This is a genomic window from Acinetobacter sp. YH01011, from assembly GCF_013420785.1.
Lineage (GTDB): Bacteria > Pseudomonadota > Gammaproteobacteria > Pseudomonadales > Moraxellaceae > Acinetobacter > Acinetobacter towneri.
The window spans coordinates 1-16,290 of record NZ_VOYG01000023.1; the positions used below are offsets into that span (position 1 = coordinate 1).

Annotated in this window: 15 protein-coding genes and 2 pseudogenes; 10 read left to right on the top strand and 7 right to left on the bottom strand. The window is 40.1% G+C overall.

Translation table 11 applies throughout. The annotated features are described in order from the left end of the window. The 6 genes and pseudogenes from FTT78_RS12840 to FTT78_RS12865 all read left to right on the top strand — a co-directional run. Positions 1–113: pseudogene (locus FTT78_RS12840) on the top strand (IS982 family transposase); the annotation flags it as partial. Positions 114–158: 45 nt separating this feature from the next. Next, positions 159–332, top strand: coding sequence for a hypothetical protein (locus FTT78_RS12845; RefSeq protein ID WP_004973856.1), 174 nt, complete (start codon positions 159–161; stop codon positions 330–332). 248 nt (positions 333–580) lie between these two features. Continuing rightward, positions 581–997, top strand: coding sequence for a YeeE/YedE family protein (locus FTT78_RS12850; RefSeq protein ID WP_004973854.1), 417 nt, complete (start codon positions 581–583; stop codon positions 995–997). Beyond that, the gene (locus FTT78_RS12855) at positions 998–1,414 is read left to right on the top strand and encodes a DUF6691 family protein (RefSeq protein WP_004973852.1); all 417 of its coding nucleotides are present in this window, start codon (positions 998–1,000) and stop codon (positions 1,412–1,414) included. Between the two features lies 1 nt (position 1,415). After that, complete coding sequence (locus tag FTT78_RS12860; RefSeq protein WP_180005936.1) at positions 1,416–2,282, top strand: MBL fold metallo-hydrolase; 867 nt, start codon at positions 1,416–1,418, stop codon at positions 2,280–2,282. Between the two features lie 163 nt (positions 2,283–2,445). Next, positions 2,446–3,207, top strand: coding sequence for an alpha/beta fold hydrolase (locus tag FTT78_RS12865; RefSeq protein ID WP_104851942.1), 762 nt, complete (start codon positions 2,446–2,448; stop codon positions 3,205–3,207). A 206-nt stretch (positions 3,208–3,413) separates the two neighbouring features. Here FTT78_RS12865 and accC read toward each other — a convergent pair whose 3' ends face one another. The 5 genes from accC to FTT78_RS12890 all read right to left on the bottom strand — a co-directional run bounded on the left by accC (position 3,414) and on the right by FTT78_RS12890 (position 8,733). Beyond that, entirely contained in the window at positions 3,414–4,781 is a 1,368-nt protein-coding gene (gene accC / locus FTT78_RS12870) for an acetyl-CoA carboxylase biotin carboxylase subunit (protein WP_004973841.1), read from the bottom strand. 17 nt (positions 4,782–4,798) lie between these two features. Beyond that, positions 4,799–5,221 (bottom strand): acetyl-CoA carboxylase biotin carboxyl carrier protein, encoded by a 423-nt coding sequence (accB, locus tag FTT78_RS12875; RefSeq protein ID WP_004973838.1) that lies wholly within the window; start codon positions 5,219–5,221, stop codon positions 4,799–4,801. A 16-nt stretch (positions 5,222–5,237) separates the two neighbouring features. Continuing rightward, entirely contained in the window at positions 5,238–5,693 is a 456-nt protein-coding gene (aroQ, locus tag FTT78_RS12880) for a type II 3-dehydroquinate dehydratase (protein WP_004973836.1), read from the bottom strand. 968 nt (positions 5,694–6,661) lie between these two features. After that, positions 6,662–8,068 (bottom strand): ATP-binding protein, encoded by a 1,407-nt coding sequence (locus FTT78_RS12885; RefSeq protein ID WP_104851943.1) that lies wholly within the window; start codon positions 8,066–8,068, stop codon positions 6,662–6,664. Continuing rightward, positions 8,065–8,733, bottom strand: a complete 669-nt coding sequence (locus FTT78_RS12890; protein WP_104851944.1) for a response regulator transcription factor — start codon at positions 8,731–8,733, stop codon at positions 8,065–8,067. Before FTT78_RS12890 ends, FTT78_RS12885 begins: the two co-directional genes overlap by 4 nt. A 170-nt stretch (positions 8,734–8,903) precedes the next feature. Here FTT78_RS12890 and dsbD point away from each other — a divergent pair. From dsbD to dsbG, 3 genes and pseudogenes are all read left to right on the top strand, one after another. Beyond that, positions 8,904–10,966 (top strand): annotated as a pseudogene (gene dsbD / locus FTT78_RS13505) (protein-disulfide reductase DsbD). Continuing rightward, complete coding sequence (locus FTT78_RS12905) at positions 10,963–11,793, top strand: TlpA disulfide reductase family protein (RefSeq protein WP_104851946.1); 831 nt, start codon at positions 10,963–10,965, stop codon at positions 11,791–11,793. Before dsbD ends, FTT78_RS12905 begins: the two are co-directional and overlap by 4 nt. 60 nt (positions 11,794–11,853) lie before the next feature. Continuing rightward, positions 11,854–12,612 carry a thiol:disulfide interchange protein DsbG gene (gene dsbG, locus FTT78_RS12910; RefSeq protein WP_180044524.1) on the top strand — a complete coding sequence of 253 codons (759 nt, stop codon included), beginning with the start codon at positions 11,854–11,856 and terminating at the stop codon, positions 12,610–12,612. Between the two features lie 109 nt (positions 12,613–12,721). Here the strand turns inward: dsbG and FTT78_RS12915 are convergent, their stop codons facing one another. After that, a complete protein-coding gene (locus tag FTT78_RS12915) occupies positions 12,722–13,351 on the bottom strand; it encodes a class I SAM-dependent methyltransferase (protein WP_154320754.1) in 630 nt (209 codons plus the stop codon). A 30-nt stretch (positions 13,352–13,381) separates the two neighbouring features. Beyond that, a complete protein-coding gene (locus FTT78_RS12920) occupies positions 13,382–13,729 on the bottom strand; it encodes a carboxymuconolactone decarboxylase family protein (protein ID WP_004973824.1) in 348 nt (115 codons plus the stop codon). A 294-nt stretch (positions 13,730–14,023) separates the two neighbouring features. Between FTT78_RS12920 and FTT78_RS12925 the strand changes: the two genes are divergently transcribed. Further along, positions 14,024–16,231: an OsmC domain/YcaO domain-containing protein gene (locus tag FTT78_RS12925; RefSeq protein ID WP_179997505.1), complete on the top strand. Its 2,208-nt coding sequence runs from the start codon at positions 14,024–14,026 to the stop codon at positions 16,229–16,231. The last annotated feature ends 59 nt before the right edge of the window (positions 16,232–16,290 follow it).

The following is a 16,290-nucleotide window of genomic DNA, read 5'->3' on the forward strand; positions in this document are numbered from 1 at the left end:
ATCGTTCGATTGCTGGTTTTTTAGCAGGCGTATTTTCTGCACTATGTGCGTATCAACTTTGCCAAAAGAATAAGCCTAAAATTCATGTGATTAAATCTTTGGCTTATCCGTAACTGGGGTTATATTAGTGAAAGTTAAGAAATTCTGAGAGGTGCAGTATGGGTAAGCGTCTTAAAGACTACACAATCGAAGATCGAAAAGCTCGTCCAATGTGTCCAGCTAAACCTATTGACTTTGGTGATGATGAGACTACCAATCGCATTATGTTAGATGCTGCTAAACGTGTAATTCGTCGGCATAAAAAAGAACTTATTGCGCTTGCTCACAAATGAGTCTAATGCCCTCAACTTTTGTCGTTGCTGTCTATTTTGATATATCTTTATTACGTTATGAGGCAGTCATTTAGAATGACTAAATTTTCTGCCTTATGACTTAATATCAGCCAAAAACTTGCGAAATCTCTCTCACATCGCAAACATAGACGAATAGTCAGATGAAGTTTACAAAACTTACAAGAGAATAGTTGAATAATAATTACAATAATATATTATAAAAACATATATTGTTTTGGGTGTTCAAAATGCATGATTATCTGCTGGCATTAATCGGTGGTGGATTGCTTGGTCTTGCAGTCGTGGGCTATTTATATGTTCATGGTCGTATTGCAGGCATTAGTGGTTTACTGGCTCAAGTATTAAATCCGCAAACGCTGTTCAAAACGCCTGCATTGTGGTTTGTGTTAGGTATTTTCATTGTGCCTTTTTTCTATGGCATCGTGGCTCAACCTAAAGTTGAATTGAATGCAAGCCCATTGATGATGATTGTGGCGGGATTGTTGGTTGGTTTCGGTACTCGTTTGGGTTCGGGTTGTACCAGTGGACATGGTATTTGTGGCATGAGTCGTTTATCTAAGCGCTCCATTGCAGCAACAGCTACCTTTATGTTAGCTGGCTTTATTACCGTTTATGTTATCCGCCATATCACAGGAGCATTCTAAATGAAAAATTTCTTAGCCTTTGTTTTCGGTGGTATTTTTTCAGCTGGATTGATTCTTTCTGGTATGTCGAATCCTGAAAAAGTTTTAAACTTCCTCGATCTTTTCGGTACATGGGATGCAAGTCTGGCATTTGTTATGATGGGTGCAATTGCGGTTGCCTTTATTCCATTCCAAAGAATTATGCGCCAAGCTGAACCAAAAACCATTTTAAATGAACCAATTGATTTGCCTAAACAAACTCAAATTGACTCTAAACTGATCACAGGTAGTTTTATTTTTGGTATCGGTTGGGGCGTTGCAGGAATTTGTCCAGCGCCAAGTCTAACCTTGATTGGTTTAGGTTATTATCAAGCAATCTATTTCATTGTTGCAATGTTGGTGGGGATTCTCATTCATCGTAAGGTTGCAGGAGCATAAGATGCACGCAGATATTCAGCATTTTTTTGATGAAAATACTAATACATTCAGTTATGTGGTAAGTGATCCTGTAACGCGTCAATGTGCCATTATTGACAGCGTGTTGGATTATGACCCTGCATCTGCGACTACTTCAACAATTCATGCCGATGAAATCATTGCTTACATCCAAAAAAATGAATTAACGGTTGAATGGATTTTAGAAACGCATGTGCATGCCGATCACCTGACAGCTTCTCAATATTTAAAAGAGCAGTTGGGTGGTAAAATTGCCATGAGCCATAAAATTTCGATTGTGCAAGAAACATTTAGTGCTATCTATAACTTGGATATCAAGTATTTCAATTCACATCAATCATTTGATTATCTGTTTGACGATCATGAAACTTTTACGATTGGTGAATTACAAGCCTATAACATCCCTACACCGGGGCATACGCCTGCTTGTTTAAGCTATGTGATCGGTGATGCTGTATTTGTAGGTGATACTTTGTTTATGCCTGATTATGGTACGGCACGTTGTGATTTCCCGAAAGGCAGTGCAGGGCAGTTGTACGATTCTGTGCAAACGCTATACGCATTGCCTGAAGAAACACGAGTGTTCTTATGCCATGATTATCTACCAGAATCACGTGAAAAATATGAACACGAAACGCTGCTCAAAACTCAAAAAGAGCAGAATATTCATATTCATACAGGGGTAAGCAAAGCTGAGTTTATTGAAATGCGAACCCAACGTGACGCCACTTTAACGATGCCTAAATTGATTCTGCCATCCATTCAAATCAATATGGATGCAGGCAAGTTTCCACAACCTGAGGCCAATGGTATTCGTTATTTGAAGTTGCCTTTGAATTACTTTAAATAAAATTTTAAGAAAAGTTCATCTTGTATGTTATTGCTTAGGCTCACACAAATAGCCTAAGCAATATTATAAGTTTCACCGTAAAAAGCACATATAAAATTTGATTTATAAACTCAAAACTCATTAAATAGATCAATCATTTGAATTCAAGTTTAGAGTCTATTTTATGTTGTTAAATTATCAAATCACGCAAAATCAGCCTGAATCTACATTGCCATCTTTGGTTTTTATTCATGGTTTATTTGGTAGTTTGAGTAATTTAGGCATGCTCGCACGTGCATTTCAAGAACAGCGCACCGTAATTCAATTAGATGTGCGCAATCATGGTAAGTCTGCGCATTGTGATGACATGAATTATGCAGCAATGGCACAAGATGTTTTAGAAACGTTGAACAGCTTGAATATCGAACAGTTTTCTGTGGTTGGGCATTCAATGGGCGGTAAAGTTGCAATGACTTTAGCTCCTCTGGCTGCTGGGCGTTTACAGCAATTGGTTTTATTGGATATTTGTCCTTTTGCTTATCCTGAAAATCGTCACGATCAAATTTTTACAGCCTTGTTTGCTGTGCAAGATGCACAAGTTGAAAGTCGCCAAGCGGCAATGGAAATTATGCGTGAGCATCTTCAAGAAGAAATGGTTGTGCAATTTTTGATGAAGTCATTTAGCAAAGGGCAATGGTTATTTAACTTAAATGCGCTACATGAACATTATGCCGAAATTTTGTCATGGCAGACGGTGCATAGTGATGTCAATACTTTGTTTATTCGTGGCGGTAATTCACCTTATATTGAGTTACCTGAGCATTATGCCGCTATTCAAGCACAGTTTCCTCACGCAAAAGTTGAAACAGTCGCTCATGCAGGGCATTGGTTGCATGCCGAAAAAACCGCAGAAGTATTGGCATTCATGACTGAGTTTTTAGATTAATCTTGTCTAGTATTTTGCATCATTCGATGATCTAAAATGATCTCAGTTTTTAAGTCAATTTTAAACCAATACTTCATTTGGAGTATTGGTTTTTTCTTCACACTGATCTGCATAGATGAACGGTTTAGCTTTTATTCTCAACAATAAAAAAGAGCTGATGTTGAATCATCAGCTCTTCATTTTAAACTTAAGCAACCTTAAATTGCTTATGCTTTTTCTTCTTCATTGCCTGCAAGTTGCTTTAGCAAATGCTTTTCAAGATAGTGAATATCCATTGCTTGTTTGCAGAAGTTTTTATCTTGCAGAATTAAGTCTTTGTGCAAAGGAATGTTGGTTTTAATTCCTGTTAAGATGGTTTCATCCAAGGCTTGACGCATACGCGCAATACTGGTTTCACGATCTTTACCATGCACAATCAGTTTAGCAATCATTGAGTCGTAATACGGCGGAATGCTATAACCTTCGTAGATGTGTGAATCTACACGAACACCTGCACCACCTGGGGCATAGAAGTGTTCAATTTTACCCGGTGAAGGTACGAAGGTGGTTGGGTCTTCTGCGTTAATACGACATTCGATTGCGTGACCACGAATTTCAACCTGATCTTGCTCAATGTCTAAACCTAGACCTGCAGCAATACGCAATTGTTGTTCAATGATGTCAATGCCTGTCACCATTTCAGTTACAGGGTGCTCAACTTGAACACGGGTATTCATTTCAATGAAGAAGTATTCGTCATCTTCAAATAAGAATTCGAAAGTACCTGCACCACGGTATTGCATTAACTTACATGCATTAACACACGCTTCTAAAATATCGGCACGTGCTTGTTCTGGTAAGTTAGGTGCTGGCGCTTCTTCAAGAACTTTTTGGTGACGACGTTGTAAAGAACAGTCGCGGTCATAAAGGTGAATCGCGTGACCATTACCATCAGCCAATACTTGTACTTCTACGTGACGTGGCTTTTGTAAGAAACGTTCCATATAGACCGTGTCATCACCAAACCACATTTCTGCATCACGTTGAGCCGCTTGAACTGATTCAAGCAGGGTGTCTACGCGCTCTACAATACGCATACCACGACCACCACCACCAGCAGCCGCTTTTACAATGAGCGGGAAACCAATTTCTTTGGCTTCAGCTAAAGCATTGTGTGGTGTAACGGCGTGTGCTGAACCCGGTACAGTTGGTACGCCAGCTTTACGCATTGCAGTAATTGCAGAAACTTTGTTACCCATTAAGCGAATATGCTCAGGGCGTGGACCAATGAAAATGAAACCTGAACTTTCTACAATTTCAGCAAATTCGGCATTTTCGGCAAGGAAACCATAACCAGGGTGAATGGCATCTGCACCTGTAATTTCTGCTGCAGTAATAATTGCAGGAATATTCAGGTAACTTTCACTGCTCGCACCCGGACCAATACACACGGCTTCATCACAAAAGCGTAAGTGCATCAGGTCTTTATCGGCATCTGAATAGATACCCACGGTTTTGATCCCTAAAGTTTTGCAAGCTCGGGTGATGCGCAGGGCAATCTCACCACGGTTTGCAATTAAAACTTTTTGCAACATTGTGAATCCCCGAGGTCTTAAGCGCGGTAGCGGAAGAGTGGTTGACCAAATTGAATCACTTCGCCATTTTTAACTAGAATTTCTTCAATCACGCCACTTTGAGTTGCTTCAATTGGGTTCATGATTTTCATTGCTTCAATAATACCAAGCGTTTCACCAGCAGAAACAGTTTGACCCACTTTAATAAATGGTGCTTCACCTGGGCTTGGTGCTGCATAGAACACGCCAACCATTGGAGAAGTTTCAACTGCACCACGTGGTGAAGATTTAGGTGCAGATGGTACTTCTGCAGAAGGTGCAGGCATTGCAGGAACTGCTGCCGCTACTACTGGACTGCGACGAGTTAATGCAATCGACTGATCGCCTTCTTTAACTTCAATCGCTTGTAAGTCAGATTCAATCATCAAGTCGATGAGTTTCTTGATTTTACGAATATCCATGGACAGTATTCCTAGTTTAAGATTGTGTAGTAGGTTGAATTTTTTCAAGAACAAAGTCGAGTGCTGCGGCATAGCCTTTTGCGCCTAAACCGCAAATCACACCAATGGCTTTGTCTGATAAATATGAATGATGTCTAAACGCCTCACGTGCATGCACATTCGACAAATGGACTTCAATAAATGGAATAGCGACCCCTAACAAAGCATCACGTACCGCAACAGAGGTATGCGTCAATGCAGCAGGGTTAATAATGATATATTGTGTGCCATCTAACGCGGCTTGATGAATTCGGTCTACAATTGCGCCTTCCCAATTACTTTGGAAAGTATCTATAGAAATTGATGCTTTTTGCGCTTGTGAAATGAGCTGTTGATTTATATCCTCAAGAGTGAGGTAACCATAAACTTCGGGTTCACGCTTTCCTAGCAAATTTAGATTCGGTCCATGAATAACCAAAATGGTCGAACTCATTCCGCTTGCTCCAATAAATAATTGCAATAATACTTTGCAAGATGTCTGCAAAGTTTGCTAATTATGGCATAAAATTCCACATTTTTTTTGTAATTTGTTTAATTTGACGTAGAAAGCGTGTGCCAAAATGAGGCTCTATAATGAAAACTTTGCAGGGAATTCGCAATGTTAAAAAATTACATTTTTAGTTTTTTTTGCTGATTTTTATATTCTAAAACAACTGACCAAATCTATTCATTTGTTTTCTGTAACGACTGATCAAGCGAGTGACTTGAACTGGTTTGATTCGGAATGTCAAAGCCAGAAAACAACCAACATCAATATCGCATTTCTTTATAGCATGATATTTCGTTGCTGTTTATAAAAAATGGCGATTCCATTTTTTCAGTTCATTCAAAGTAGATGACCACACAAACTGCAGTGGATCATCTAATACGTTTTGTGATCATCGTTCAAGTGGTTATGGATTCGATAGAAAGATCATTTCGATAATAAGATATTTTAAAAATTCAACTTTATTTAAATAAAACATGAGCTTAAATGGAATGCTTTGATTGATATATTTATCTATATTTTAGTCTGGAATAGATGCTCCTACGCTGCGTATTATATTTTGAGTGGGGTGCTGTTGGTTTTATGTACACTTTAATTAAGTTGTAGATTGATCACAAGACCAAGCACATGCACGATCTGCACGGATATCTACCTCATTTAAAAATATGACGTGGTATCGAACAAAAAAACGGTGATGAAAGTTTCAGCAATTTTTTTTCTAGCCAATGTTCTTCTACTCAATAGCCCGCAGCATCTACATCATAGATAAAATTTTAGAACGCATTGACCTTTTATTTCAAAAATCACCTTAAAAATGGCGTTATCGTAAAGTAGAGCAATATGTTCGGTATTGGCAAAAGTTAAGTGATCTTGTTCTGAATCTTGCTTTATTTGCTGTTAAAGCTCAGAAAAGCTTAATCCGTCTGTTGTTTCTCTGTTGCAGAAGGTGCTGCATCAAAACTGACAATCACTTTTAAACCTTGCGGTTGGTTAGCCTGAAATTGAAGTAGGTAGCCATATTGCTCTAATAATACTTTGACTAGAGTTAGACCTAAGCCATAGCCTTGTTTATGCGCAGATTTACGCCAAAAACGCTGAGTCAGAATGGTAAAATCATCTTCATTCAGGCTTTTGCCTTGGTCTGCAATGATCAATTGCAGGTCTTGCATATAAATTTGAATGTTTGGCGCATCCTCTGCATGCAAATAAGCATTTTGAATCAAGTTTTTCAGTACCATGTGCAACGCAGGCGCTGGAATATTAATGTGTTGTGCTACCAAACTCGCCCAATCAATCTGTAATTTCGCTGATAAATTGGGATATTCCACAGTCAGTTCCGACAAGACTGTTTCTAATACGCTACGCATATCTGCATGGCTATGTGCCGCTTGAATACCTGCTTCAGTTTGACTGAGCAATAACAGTTGTTCCAAAAGTTGTTGATAACGTTGGATGCTGCGTTCTGCGTGTTTTAAATTGTCGATGACTTTGGCTGTATCTTGGGCAGATGCGGTTTGATTCAACATCAATTGGCTCAGTTGCACATGCGTTTTAATAGCCGTTAACGGCGTGCGCAGTTCATGCGCAGCAAATGCACTAAAGTTTTTTTCGTGTTCCAGACTTTTATGTAGGCGTTCAATCAGCATCAATAAGTTATCGACAAAAGGCTGAATTTCTTTAGGAATTTTTTGTGATCTCAGTTCAATTAAATAACGAGAAGCTTCATCTAAAGATTGTTTTTTCTGAATTAAGTGGCGGGTGATGTGATCGAGCGGTAAAAACTCCAGACGGATAATCCACAAAATTAGCAAAATACAAATAATCAAAGTAAGCAGTAAAGGAATCAGTACCGACTGTAAAATTTGTTTAAGTAGGTTTTGCCGTAACTGAATTTTTTCAGCCACCACCACCTGAACTTCACCTTCACGCAGTACATAACTACGCCATTGCAGTCCATTTTCTGTCCATGTGCTGAAACCGACTTGTTGGTTTTTTAAATTTTTCGGTGCGCCTTGAGTGCGTGCAATCACATGCTGTGGTAATGAAACATCGGCACGGAAAATAGAGACTTCACAAGCAATTAAACTATGTAGCAAGGCATTTTCTGATTCGGCATGCAAACTTTCTGTGAGTTGTTCTAGGGGCAGTTGCTGAATCAGGCGGGCGACCATACGGGCTGAGGTAGAAAGTCGTTCATCCAGCGTATTTTGTAAGCGTTGTTCCAAGTCATGGTAGAGCCATGCAAAGACAATCACCCACAGCAAAATAAATGCACAGCTGATGGTCGATACCAAACGCCATTTCAGACTGTAGTTTTTCATGTCAGCAGCTCAGGTTTAAAGATGTAGCCGACACCACGCACCGTTTGAATAAAATCGGGGTGGATTTTATGCCGTAAATGGTAGATATGCACATTTAAGGCATTGCTTTCGATACTGTCTTGAAAGCCATACACTTTATCTATCAGTTCTTCATTTTTTAAGATTTGGTTCGGATGCCGTAAAAAGGTTTCCAATAGGCTATATTCACGGCGTGAAAGCTGAATGTTTTGTGAATGCCAACTGACTTCTTGTGTATCGAGGTTCATGTGTAACTGACCACTTTGCAGTTGGTTCGATGAATAACCACGATGACGGCGGCTTAATGCATATACACGGGCAATCAGTTCATTTAATTCAAAAGGTTTAGTTAGGTAGTCATCTGCTCCTAAGTTGAGCGCCTGTACGCAGTCTTGAGTATGATTCCGCGCGGTTAATACCAATACTGGAATATGAATGGCATCTTTACGCCAGTTTTCGAGTAACTGTAAACCATCTTGGTCAGGCAGACCTAAATCGAGCAGGCACAGATCTACCGCACTATGACGTATGAAGTAATCGGCATCGCGCGCGTTATTCACGTGTTCGACTGAAATACTTAAAAATTCGAGTGCTGCCACAATACTTTGGGCAATATAAGGATCATCTTCCACCAAAACGACGAACATATTTGCTCCTATACCACAGTCAGCCCAATATATGACACATCTCGATCACGCCACAAATTTAGATTAGGCACCTACAATGCTCAAGTTTACAAAGAAAAATCTTTATTAATGTTCTCTTAATCTACACTTACCGATAATACAGTCAGTTTTTTAATTTTTAGTATAAATACATGATTTTTATTCGCGTCATTGCTTATTTTGTGTTGAGTCTGTGTGCGGTGTGGGTCAATGCTGCCAATGAATTTTTAGCGTCCGATCAAGCTTTTAAGTTTCAGGCGACGTCATTGTCTGAACAAACGGTTGAACTGAAATGGGATGTCGCACCGCATTACTATTTATATCACGATCAATTCAAAGTCAGTCAGGCTCAAAAGCCGCTTGCTTTTAAATTGCCTGCAGGGCAGGAAAAAGATGATCCGACTTTCGGGCTGACACGTGTGCATTATGGGCAAGTGACAACACAGATTCAGGTGAAGCCTAATCAGCAATATCAAATTACTTGGCAAGGCTGCGCTGAAGATGGTTTGTGTTATCCCGTACAGCGTAAAACGATTCAAACCGATGCCGATGGTTTATTGCCACAGCATAATTTAAGTGCGGGCAAAGGTAATTTACTTCAGCAACTCAATCAGAATAATCAGGCTGCTTTAAACACTAACTTAAATGATGTAGATAAGCATCAAGCCAATGGTTCTAGTACACAAAAACAAGTTACGACAACTGCAAATACTGTAACGACAAAAGAACTCAAACTTGAACAGCAAACGCTAGAAAACAAAGCACAGCTTGCTGAAAATGCGTTGCTGTAACACAAGCTGATCCTAAACTTACCCCTGAATCAGTAGAAAACGTTGATTTAGCAAATTCCTTAGAGATTGAAAATACAGATACGGCATTGACAGACAATACATTCGCTGCATCAGCCAATTCAAGCAATACGGAAACAGCCAGTAGTACGAGTCTGAATCAGCAATGGAACAATGATCAATTTTTCCTGAATTTATTGTCTGGGCAAGGGTTGTTACTGAATGCGTTTATCTTTTTAGGTTTTGGGGTATTACTGGCTTTTTTACCGTGTTCATTGCCGCTGATTCCAATTCTTTCTGGCATTTTGGTGCAGCGCAATACAGGCTATAAAGCGGCAGCAATTGCGATCACCTTTATCGTCAGTATGGCGCTAGTCTATGGCTTGATGGGCGTTGTTGCGTCACACATTGGTTATAGCGTACAGCGTTGGTTCCAAAATCCCGTAGTGATTGCAGTTTTTGCTATGTTGTTTGTGCTCTTTGCTTTAAACCTGTTTGGACTGTATCAGTTGTCATTACCACAAGCAGTGTTACAGCGTTTAGATCGTATTCAGCAATATCAAAAAGGCGGTACTTTATTGGGTGCGGGCGTTATGGGGGTGATTTCTGCACTGATTGTCGGGCCATGTATGAGTGCGCCTTTAGCGGGAGCATTGCTGTACGTCTCACATTTGGATCAAGCAGCATTGGGTGGTTTATATTTGTTCCTGCTCGGTTTAGGTATGGGAATTCCTTTACTTATTGCCAGCGTGTTTGGCGCGAAATATTTGCCAAAGCCAGGTTTGTGGATGGAACGGCTAAAATTTAGCTTTGGTTTTATCATGTTGGCAATGGCTTTGTATTTTGCTCGTCCGCTATTTTCTGTGACTTGGTACTATGTTGCTTTTGCTGTGGTGTTATTTGCCTTCGCTGCATATTTAATTGCAATTTTGCGCCACGTGTTACATCGTCCACAGCGTTTTTCGTTATTGGCTTTGGTGGCAGTAATCGCCAGTAGTGGAATTTGGCATGTCAATCAGAGTATTGCCAGTGTCAATGCGCAGGTACAAGCAGACCAATTACAGCCATGGATCAAAGTACGCACAGAACAAGAGTTGAATGCAGCTTTGGCCGCACATGCTCATCAAAAGATTGTGATTGATGTCTATGCCGATTGGTGTGTGGCGTGTCAGCCGATTGAGCGTGATGTGATTCCTCGTACCGATGTGCAAGATGCTTTAAAGCATGTGGTGCGGATTAAACTCGACTTAACCGAACAGCATCCTTCACAAGATGCCTTATTGAAAAAATGGCAGATTTTAGGGCCGCCAACGTTGTTATTTTTGGCAGATCCACAACGGGAACAACGTGAATTGCGTCTAACAGGTGCTTATAACGCAGCGCAATTGATTCAAAATATTCATCAACTGCAAGAGGCTGCGCCATGATTCAATCCGCAGTCTTGCAGTTAGGCATGTTGATGATTCCATGGCCATTGGTGTTTTTATTGCTAGGACTGATTGTCGTCTTTGCAATGGGTAAATTTTTTCAGCGTCGTTATACATGGAATGCACAGACTTGGACAGGTTATCAGGATGCATTATGGAATGCGCTGTGGATTGGTGCTTTAGTTGGGCGGGCAGTTTTTGTGTTGCAGCATTATGAGCTGTACTTTGCCAACCCGATTGATATTTTAAAAATTCAGGACAAAGGCTTTCATCTGATTGCCGCAGTTATGGCAGGTGTGGCGTGGTTTGTCTGGAAAAATCGCGCTATTCAACGTGTTGTTCTGGCATGGGCAGTTGCGCTCTTTATTACAGTACAAGTTGTAGGTTGGAGTCTTATCCAACCTTTGCAGACGCAGCATGCCTATCCCAATCTAGTATTGCACAACCTAGCGCAACAACCTCAAGATTTAGCTCAATTTTCAGGTCAGCCCACCGTGATTAATCTCTGGGCGACTTGGTGTCCAGTTTGTCACCGTGAAATGCCTGTTATGCAACAAGCACAGCAAGATTTCCCTGAGGTCAATTTTGTATTTGCCAATCAAGGCGAATTTGCAGCAGAGATTCAAGCCTATTTACAGAAACATCGATTTCAGTTTGAACACGTGTTATTAGACCCTGCAGCTCGTTTAGGACAACACTTCAATATGTTCGGTTTGCCAAGTACTTTGTTTTTTAATGCACAAGGAGAATTGGTCGATCATCACATGGGTGAATTGACCAAGCCGATGCTGCAGCATTATCTGAAAAAAATACAAGCGAATCCATAAACGCGCTCTTAACGATTTGAAAGAAAACCCGCCGTGAAGCCAAAATTAAGGACAATCAATATGACATCTAACATCAAAAATAACATGCTGAAACTGGCGATAGGTATGAGTCTTGCCAGTAGTGTGAGTATGCTGCAAGCACAGGACAGCTTAAAACAGCACATTGAAAAAGAAGGTTTTAAGTTTGTGCAGCAAATTCAGGCACCTGCACAAATGACAGGTTGGGCAGGGCATATTGAACAAAGTCCTGCGACAGTGTTTATTTCCAATGATCAGAAATACTATATTGTAGGCACTTTGTTTGATGCACAAGGCAATAATTTAACAGTTGATGCCTTAGACCGTTATGTGAAAAAGTCGGTACTTGAAGATGTGTGGCAAAGTCTGGAACACGCCACTTGGATTCAGGATGGGCAAACCAGTGCTGAAAAAATTGTCTATGTGTTTTCAGACCCGAATTGTCCGTATTGTCATACCTTTTGGAAGCAGGCACGTCCGTGGGTGGAATCTGGAAAAGTTCAGTTAAGACACATTATTGTGGCGGTGATCCGAGCTGAAAGCAAAGGGCAGGTGGCGACTTTATTAATGGCGAAAAACCCACAGCAGACCTTTAATGAGTTCCATCGTCAATACGGACAAAAAAAGCTGATCGAGCAAAAAACTGTGCCTGTACATGTAGAAAAAACCTTAGAACAGAATCAGGCACTGATGGATAAATACGAGTTCTTTGCCACACCTGTTGTGCTTTGGAAAAATAAACAGGGCGAATTACAGTCGGTACAAGGAATGCCAAAATCTATGAAAGATGTGTTTGAGTGATTTTAAAAATTTCCGAGCAAATATCTAACTGAATATTCAAATCTAAAGCGCAAAAAAGCTTGCTCTAATTGCATTGGAGCAAGCTTTTTGATGTAAAAGATTCAGTCTTTTATTTCTGAATACGAATCGCAAATTGAATGACGTGGGATTTGCCCTGATGCAGTTTGCCTTCTGAGCGTTCTACATCGCCCACAAAGAAATGAATCAGATGATCGTGTTTAAAATGGCTTAAAAACTCGATAGGATCGTACAGCATTTCTACTGCACGTGGGCCGCCCGTTTTATATTCTAGCTGACGAGTAGAATACAGCTCACCAACAAATAAACCGCCGTTGACCAAAGTTTCGCGCACGCCATTCAATACTTTTTGCTGTGTTTCAGGGTTAAAGTGACCAAATACGCAAATCACGTTGTCATATTGATTGGCTTGCCAATCCACCTGACTTAAATCTTGCTTTCGTGTATTTAGGCTTAAACCACGTTGCTGTGCATAGCCTTGAGCCTTATCTAAAGCAACTTGCGAGTAGTCCCATAAATCTGCTTCAAATGCTTGCTCATTGGCTTGTGCCACAGCTGCCAAATATAACAAGTTACGACCTTCACCTTCGGCCAAGCCCAAAGTTTTGCCGTGAATAGACAGTTTTTGCGTAATGTCCTGAATGAACGCATTGGCTTGTTCACCATAAATATGGTCATGTTGGCTGTAGCGTTCATCCCATTCATTATGGATATTTAACATAGTTTCGACTCGGTAAATAATTTGATGCTGTTATTCGGCTGTAGATGGAGAAAACTCTTTAAATGCTGCCACGGCGTTTGCGGCATACATGAGTGATGGGCCACCGCCCATATAAACAGCAATACCTAAAATTTCATTCAATTCTTCAAAAGTCATGCCCATTTTGACCAAAGTTCTGACGTGAAAACCGATACAACCATCACAGCGTTGTGCCACACCAATTGCAAGCGCAATAAACTCTTTGGTTTTGGCATCAATTACGCCGTCTTTCATCGCAACTTGTGATAGGGCATTAAAGCTTTTAAGTAAATCGGGAGATTGTTCTTTAATGGATTTGATATTAGACGAAATTTCAGCAGTGAGTTCGGTATATTTCATGTTGTTTCACCATCAAGCAGATTAGAACCTAAAGACAATATACCATACATTTAAATATATTATGTTTGTATATATTAATTAGCAACTTTGCTTAAATTCAGTAAATCTGTATTTATAGCATTATCAATTCACCCAAATCACTTTATAATGTTGCCGCATATTCTGGAGTCGCTGTTAAATAGTTGCGATGACTTCAAACCTCATTTTTTAAGTCTTATTCTCCCTCTTGATTCGGCTTATAAATCAATATTTTATAATTTTGTGTCTGAGTAGGCACATACAATAGGTGCCTGCATGGAAATTAAAGTCAATTATTTAGACAACTTGCGTCTTGAAGCTAAATTTGACGATTTTACCGTCATTGCCGATCAGCCCATCCGTTATAAAGGCGATGGTTCTGCGCCAGGCCCATTTGATTATTTCCTTGCGTCATCTGCATTGTGTGCTGCGTATTTCGTGAAGGTTTATTGCCAATCACGTGATATTCCAACCGATAATATCCGCTTATCTCAAAACAATATTGTCGATCCTGAAAACCGTTATAAACAGATTTTTAAAATTCAGGTGGAATTGCCTGCAGATATTTCTGAAAAAGACCGTCAGGGGATTTTACGTTCTATTGACCGTTGTACCGTAAAGAAAGTCGTGCAAACAGGCCCTGAGTTTGTGATTGAGCAAGTCGAAAGCATTGATGCCGATGCACAAGCTTTGCTGATGCCGAACTTGACTTCATCTCAAGCGACTTTTATTGCTGGTAAAGATTTACCGCTTGAAGAAACTATTGCCAATATGTCGGGTATTTTGGCAGGTTTGGGCATGAAAATTGAGATTGCCTCATGGCGTAATATCGTGCCAAATGTCTGGTCATTACATATTCGTGATGCGCAATCGCCAATGTGTTTTACCAATGGTAAAGGCGCAACCAAAGAAAGTGCATTAGCATCTGCTTTGGGTGAATTCATTGAACGTTTGAACTGTAACTTCTTCTATAACGATCAGTTCTGGGGTGAAGAGATTGCCAATGCCGAATTTGTGCATTATCCAAATGAAAAATGGTTTAAGCCTGGCCCAAATGGTGAATTGCCTAAAGAAATTTTAGATGAATATTGCTTAGAAATTTATGATCCTGAAGATGAGTTGCTGGGCACACATTTATATGACACCAACTCAGGCAATACTGAACGTGGTATTTGTTCATTGCCATTTGTGCGTCAATCCGATGGTGAAACGGTATATTTCCCATCAAATTTAATTGAAAACTTATATTTAAGTAACGGGATGAGTGCAGGTAACACGCTTGCAGAAGCTCAAGTGCAGTGTTTATCTGAAATTTTTGAACGTGCAGTGAAGCGTGAAATTATTCAGGAAGAAATGAGCCTGCCTGATGTACCGCAAGAAGTTTTGGCAAAATATCCAAGTATTGTGGCAGGTATTCAGGCTTTAGAAGAACAAGGTTTCCCAGTATTGGTGAAAGATGCGTCTTTAGGCGGTCAATTCCCTGTCATGTGTGTGACCTTAATGAACCCGCGTACAGGCGGTGTTTTTGCTTCGTTTGGTGCACATCCAAACTTTAAAGTCGCTTTAGAGCGCAGCTTAACTGAACTATTGCAAGGGCGTAGTTTTGAAGGTTTAAATGATTTACCACAGCCGACCTTTAGCACGAATGCGGTAACTGAGCCGAATAACTATGTTGAACACTTTATTGATTCAAGTGGTGTGGTGTCTTGGCGTTTCTTTAGTGCGCAGGCAGACCATGAATTTGTAGAGTGGGATTTCACCAACAATGGTCAATACAGTAATGTCGAAGAAGCTGAGGCTTTATTTGCGATTTTGGAAGAAATGGGCAAAGAATCTTATATGGCGATTTATGAACATTTAGGTGCGATTGCTTGCCGAATTTTAGTCCCTGATTATTCAGAAGTGTATTTGGTAGAAGACCTGATTTGGGATAATACCAATAAAGCTTTGCTGTACCGTGAAGACATTTTAAATCTGCACCGTTTGGATGATGAGCAACTTGAAGCTTTAGTTGAGCGTTTGGAAGAATGTGAGCTAGATGACTATACCGAAATCAAAACCTTAATTGGCATTGAATTTGATGACAATACCGTTTGGGGGCAGCTCACCATCCTCGAATTAAAATTGTTGATTTATTTGGCATTAGAACAGTTTGAAGAAGCTAAAGATTTAGTCGAAGCATTCTTACAATACAACACCAATACCGTAGAACGTGGCTTGTTCTATCAATGTATGAATGTCGTGCTTGAAGTTATTTTAGATGATGAAATGGATATTGCCGATTATGCTGTCAATTTCCGCCGTATGTTTGGCAATGAACGTATGGATGCAGTCATGGGTTCTGTTGAAGGCACAGTACGTTTCTATGGTCTAACCGAAACCAATATGCAGCTTGAAGGTTTAGATCGTCATTTACGTTTAATCGACAGCTACAAAAAACTGCATAAAGCACGTGCCAAGTTTGTTGGGCTGAATAAAGACTAATCTTGCAGAAGTAGAACGCTGTTCTGATTTGAATCACCGTCCAAGAAAAAGACTCGGCT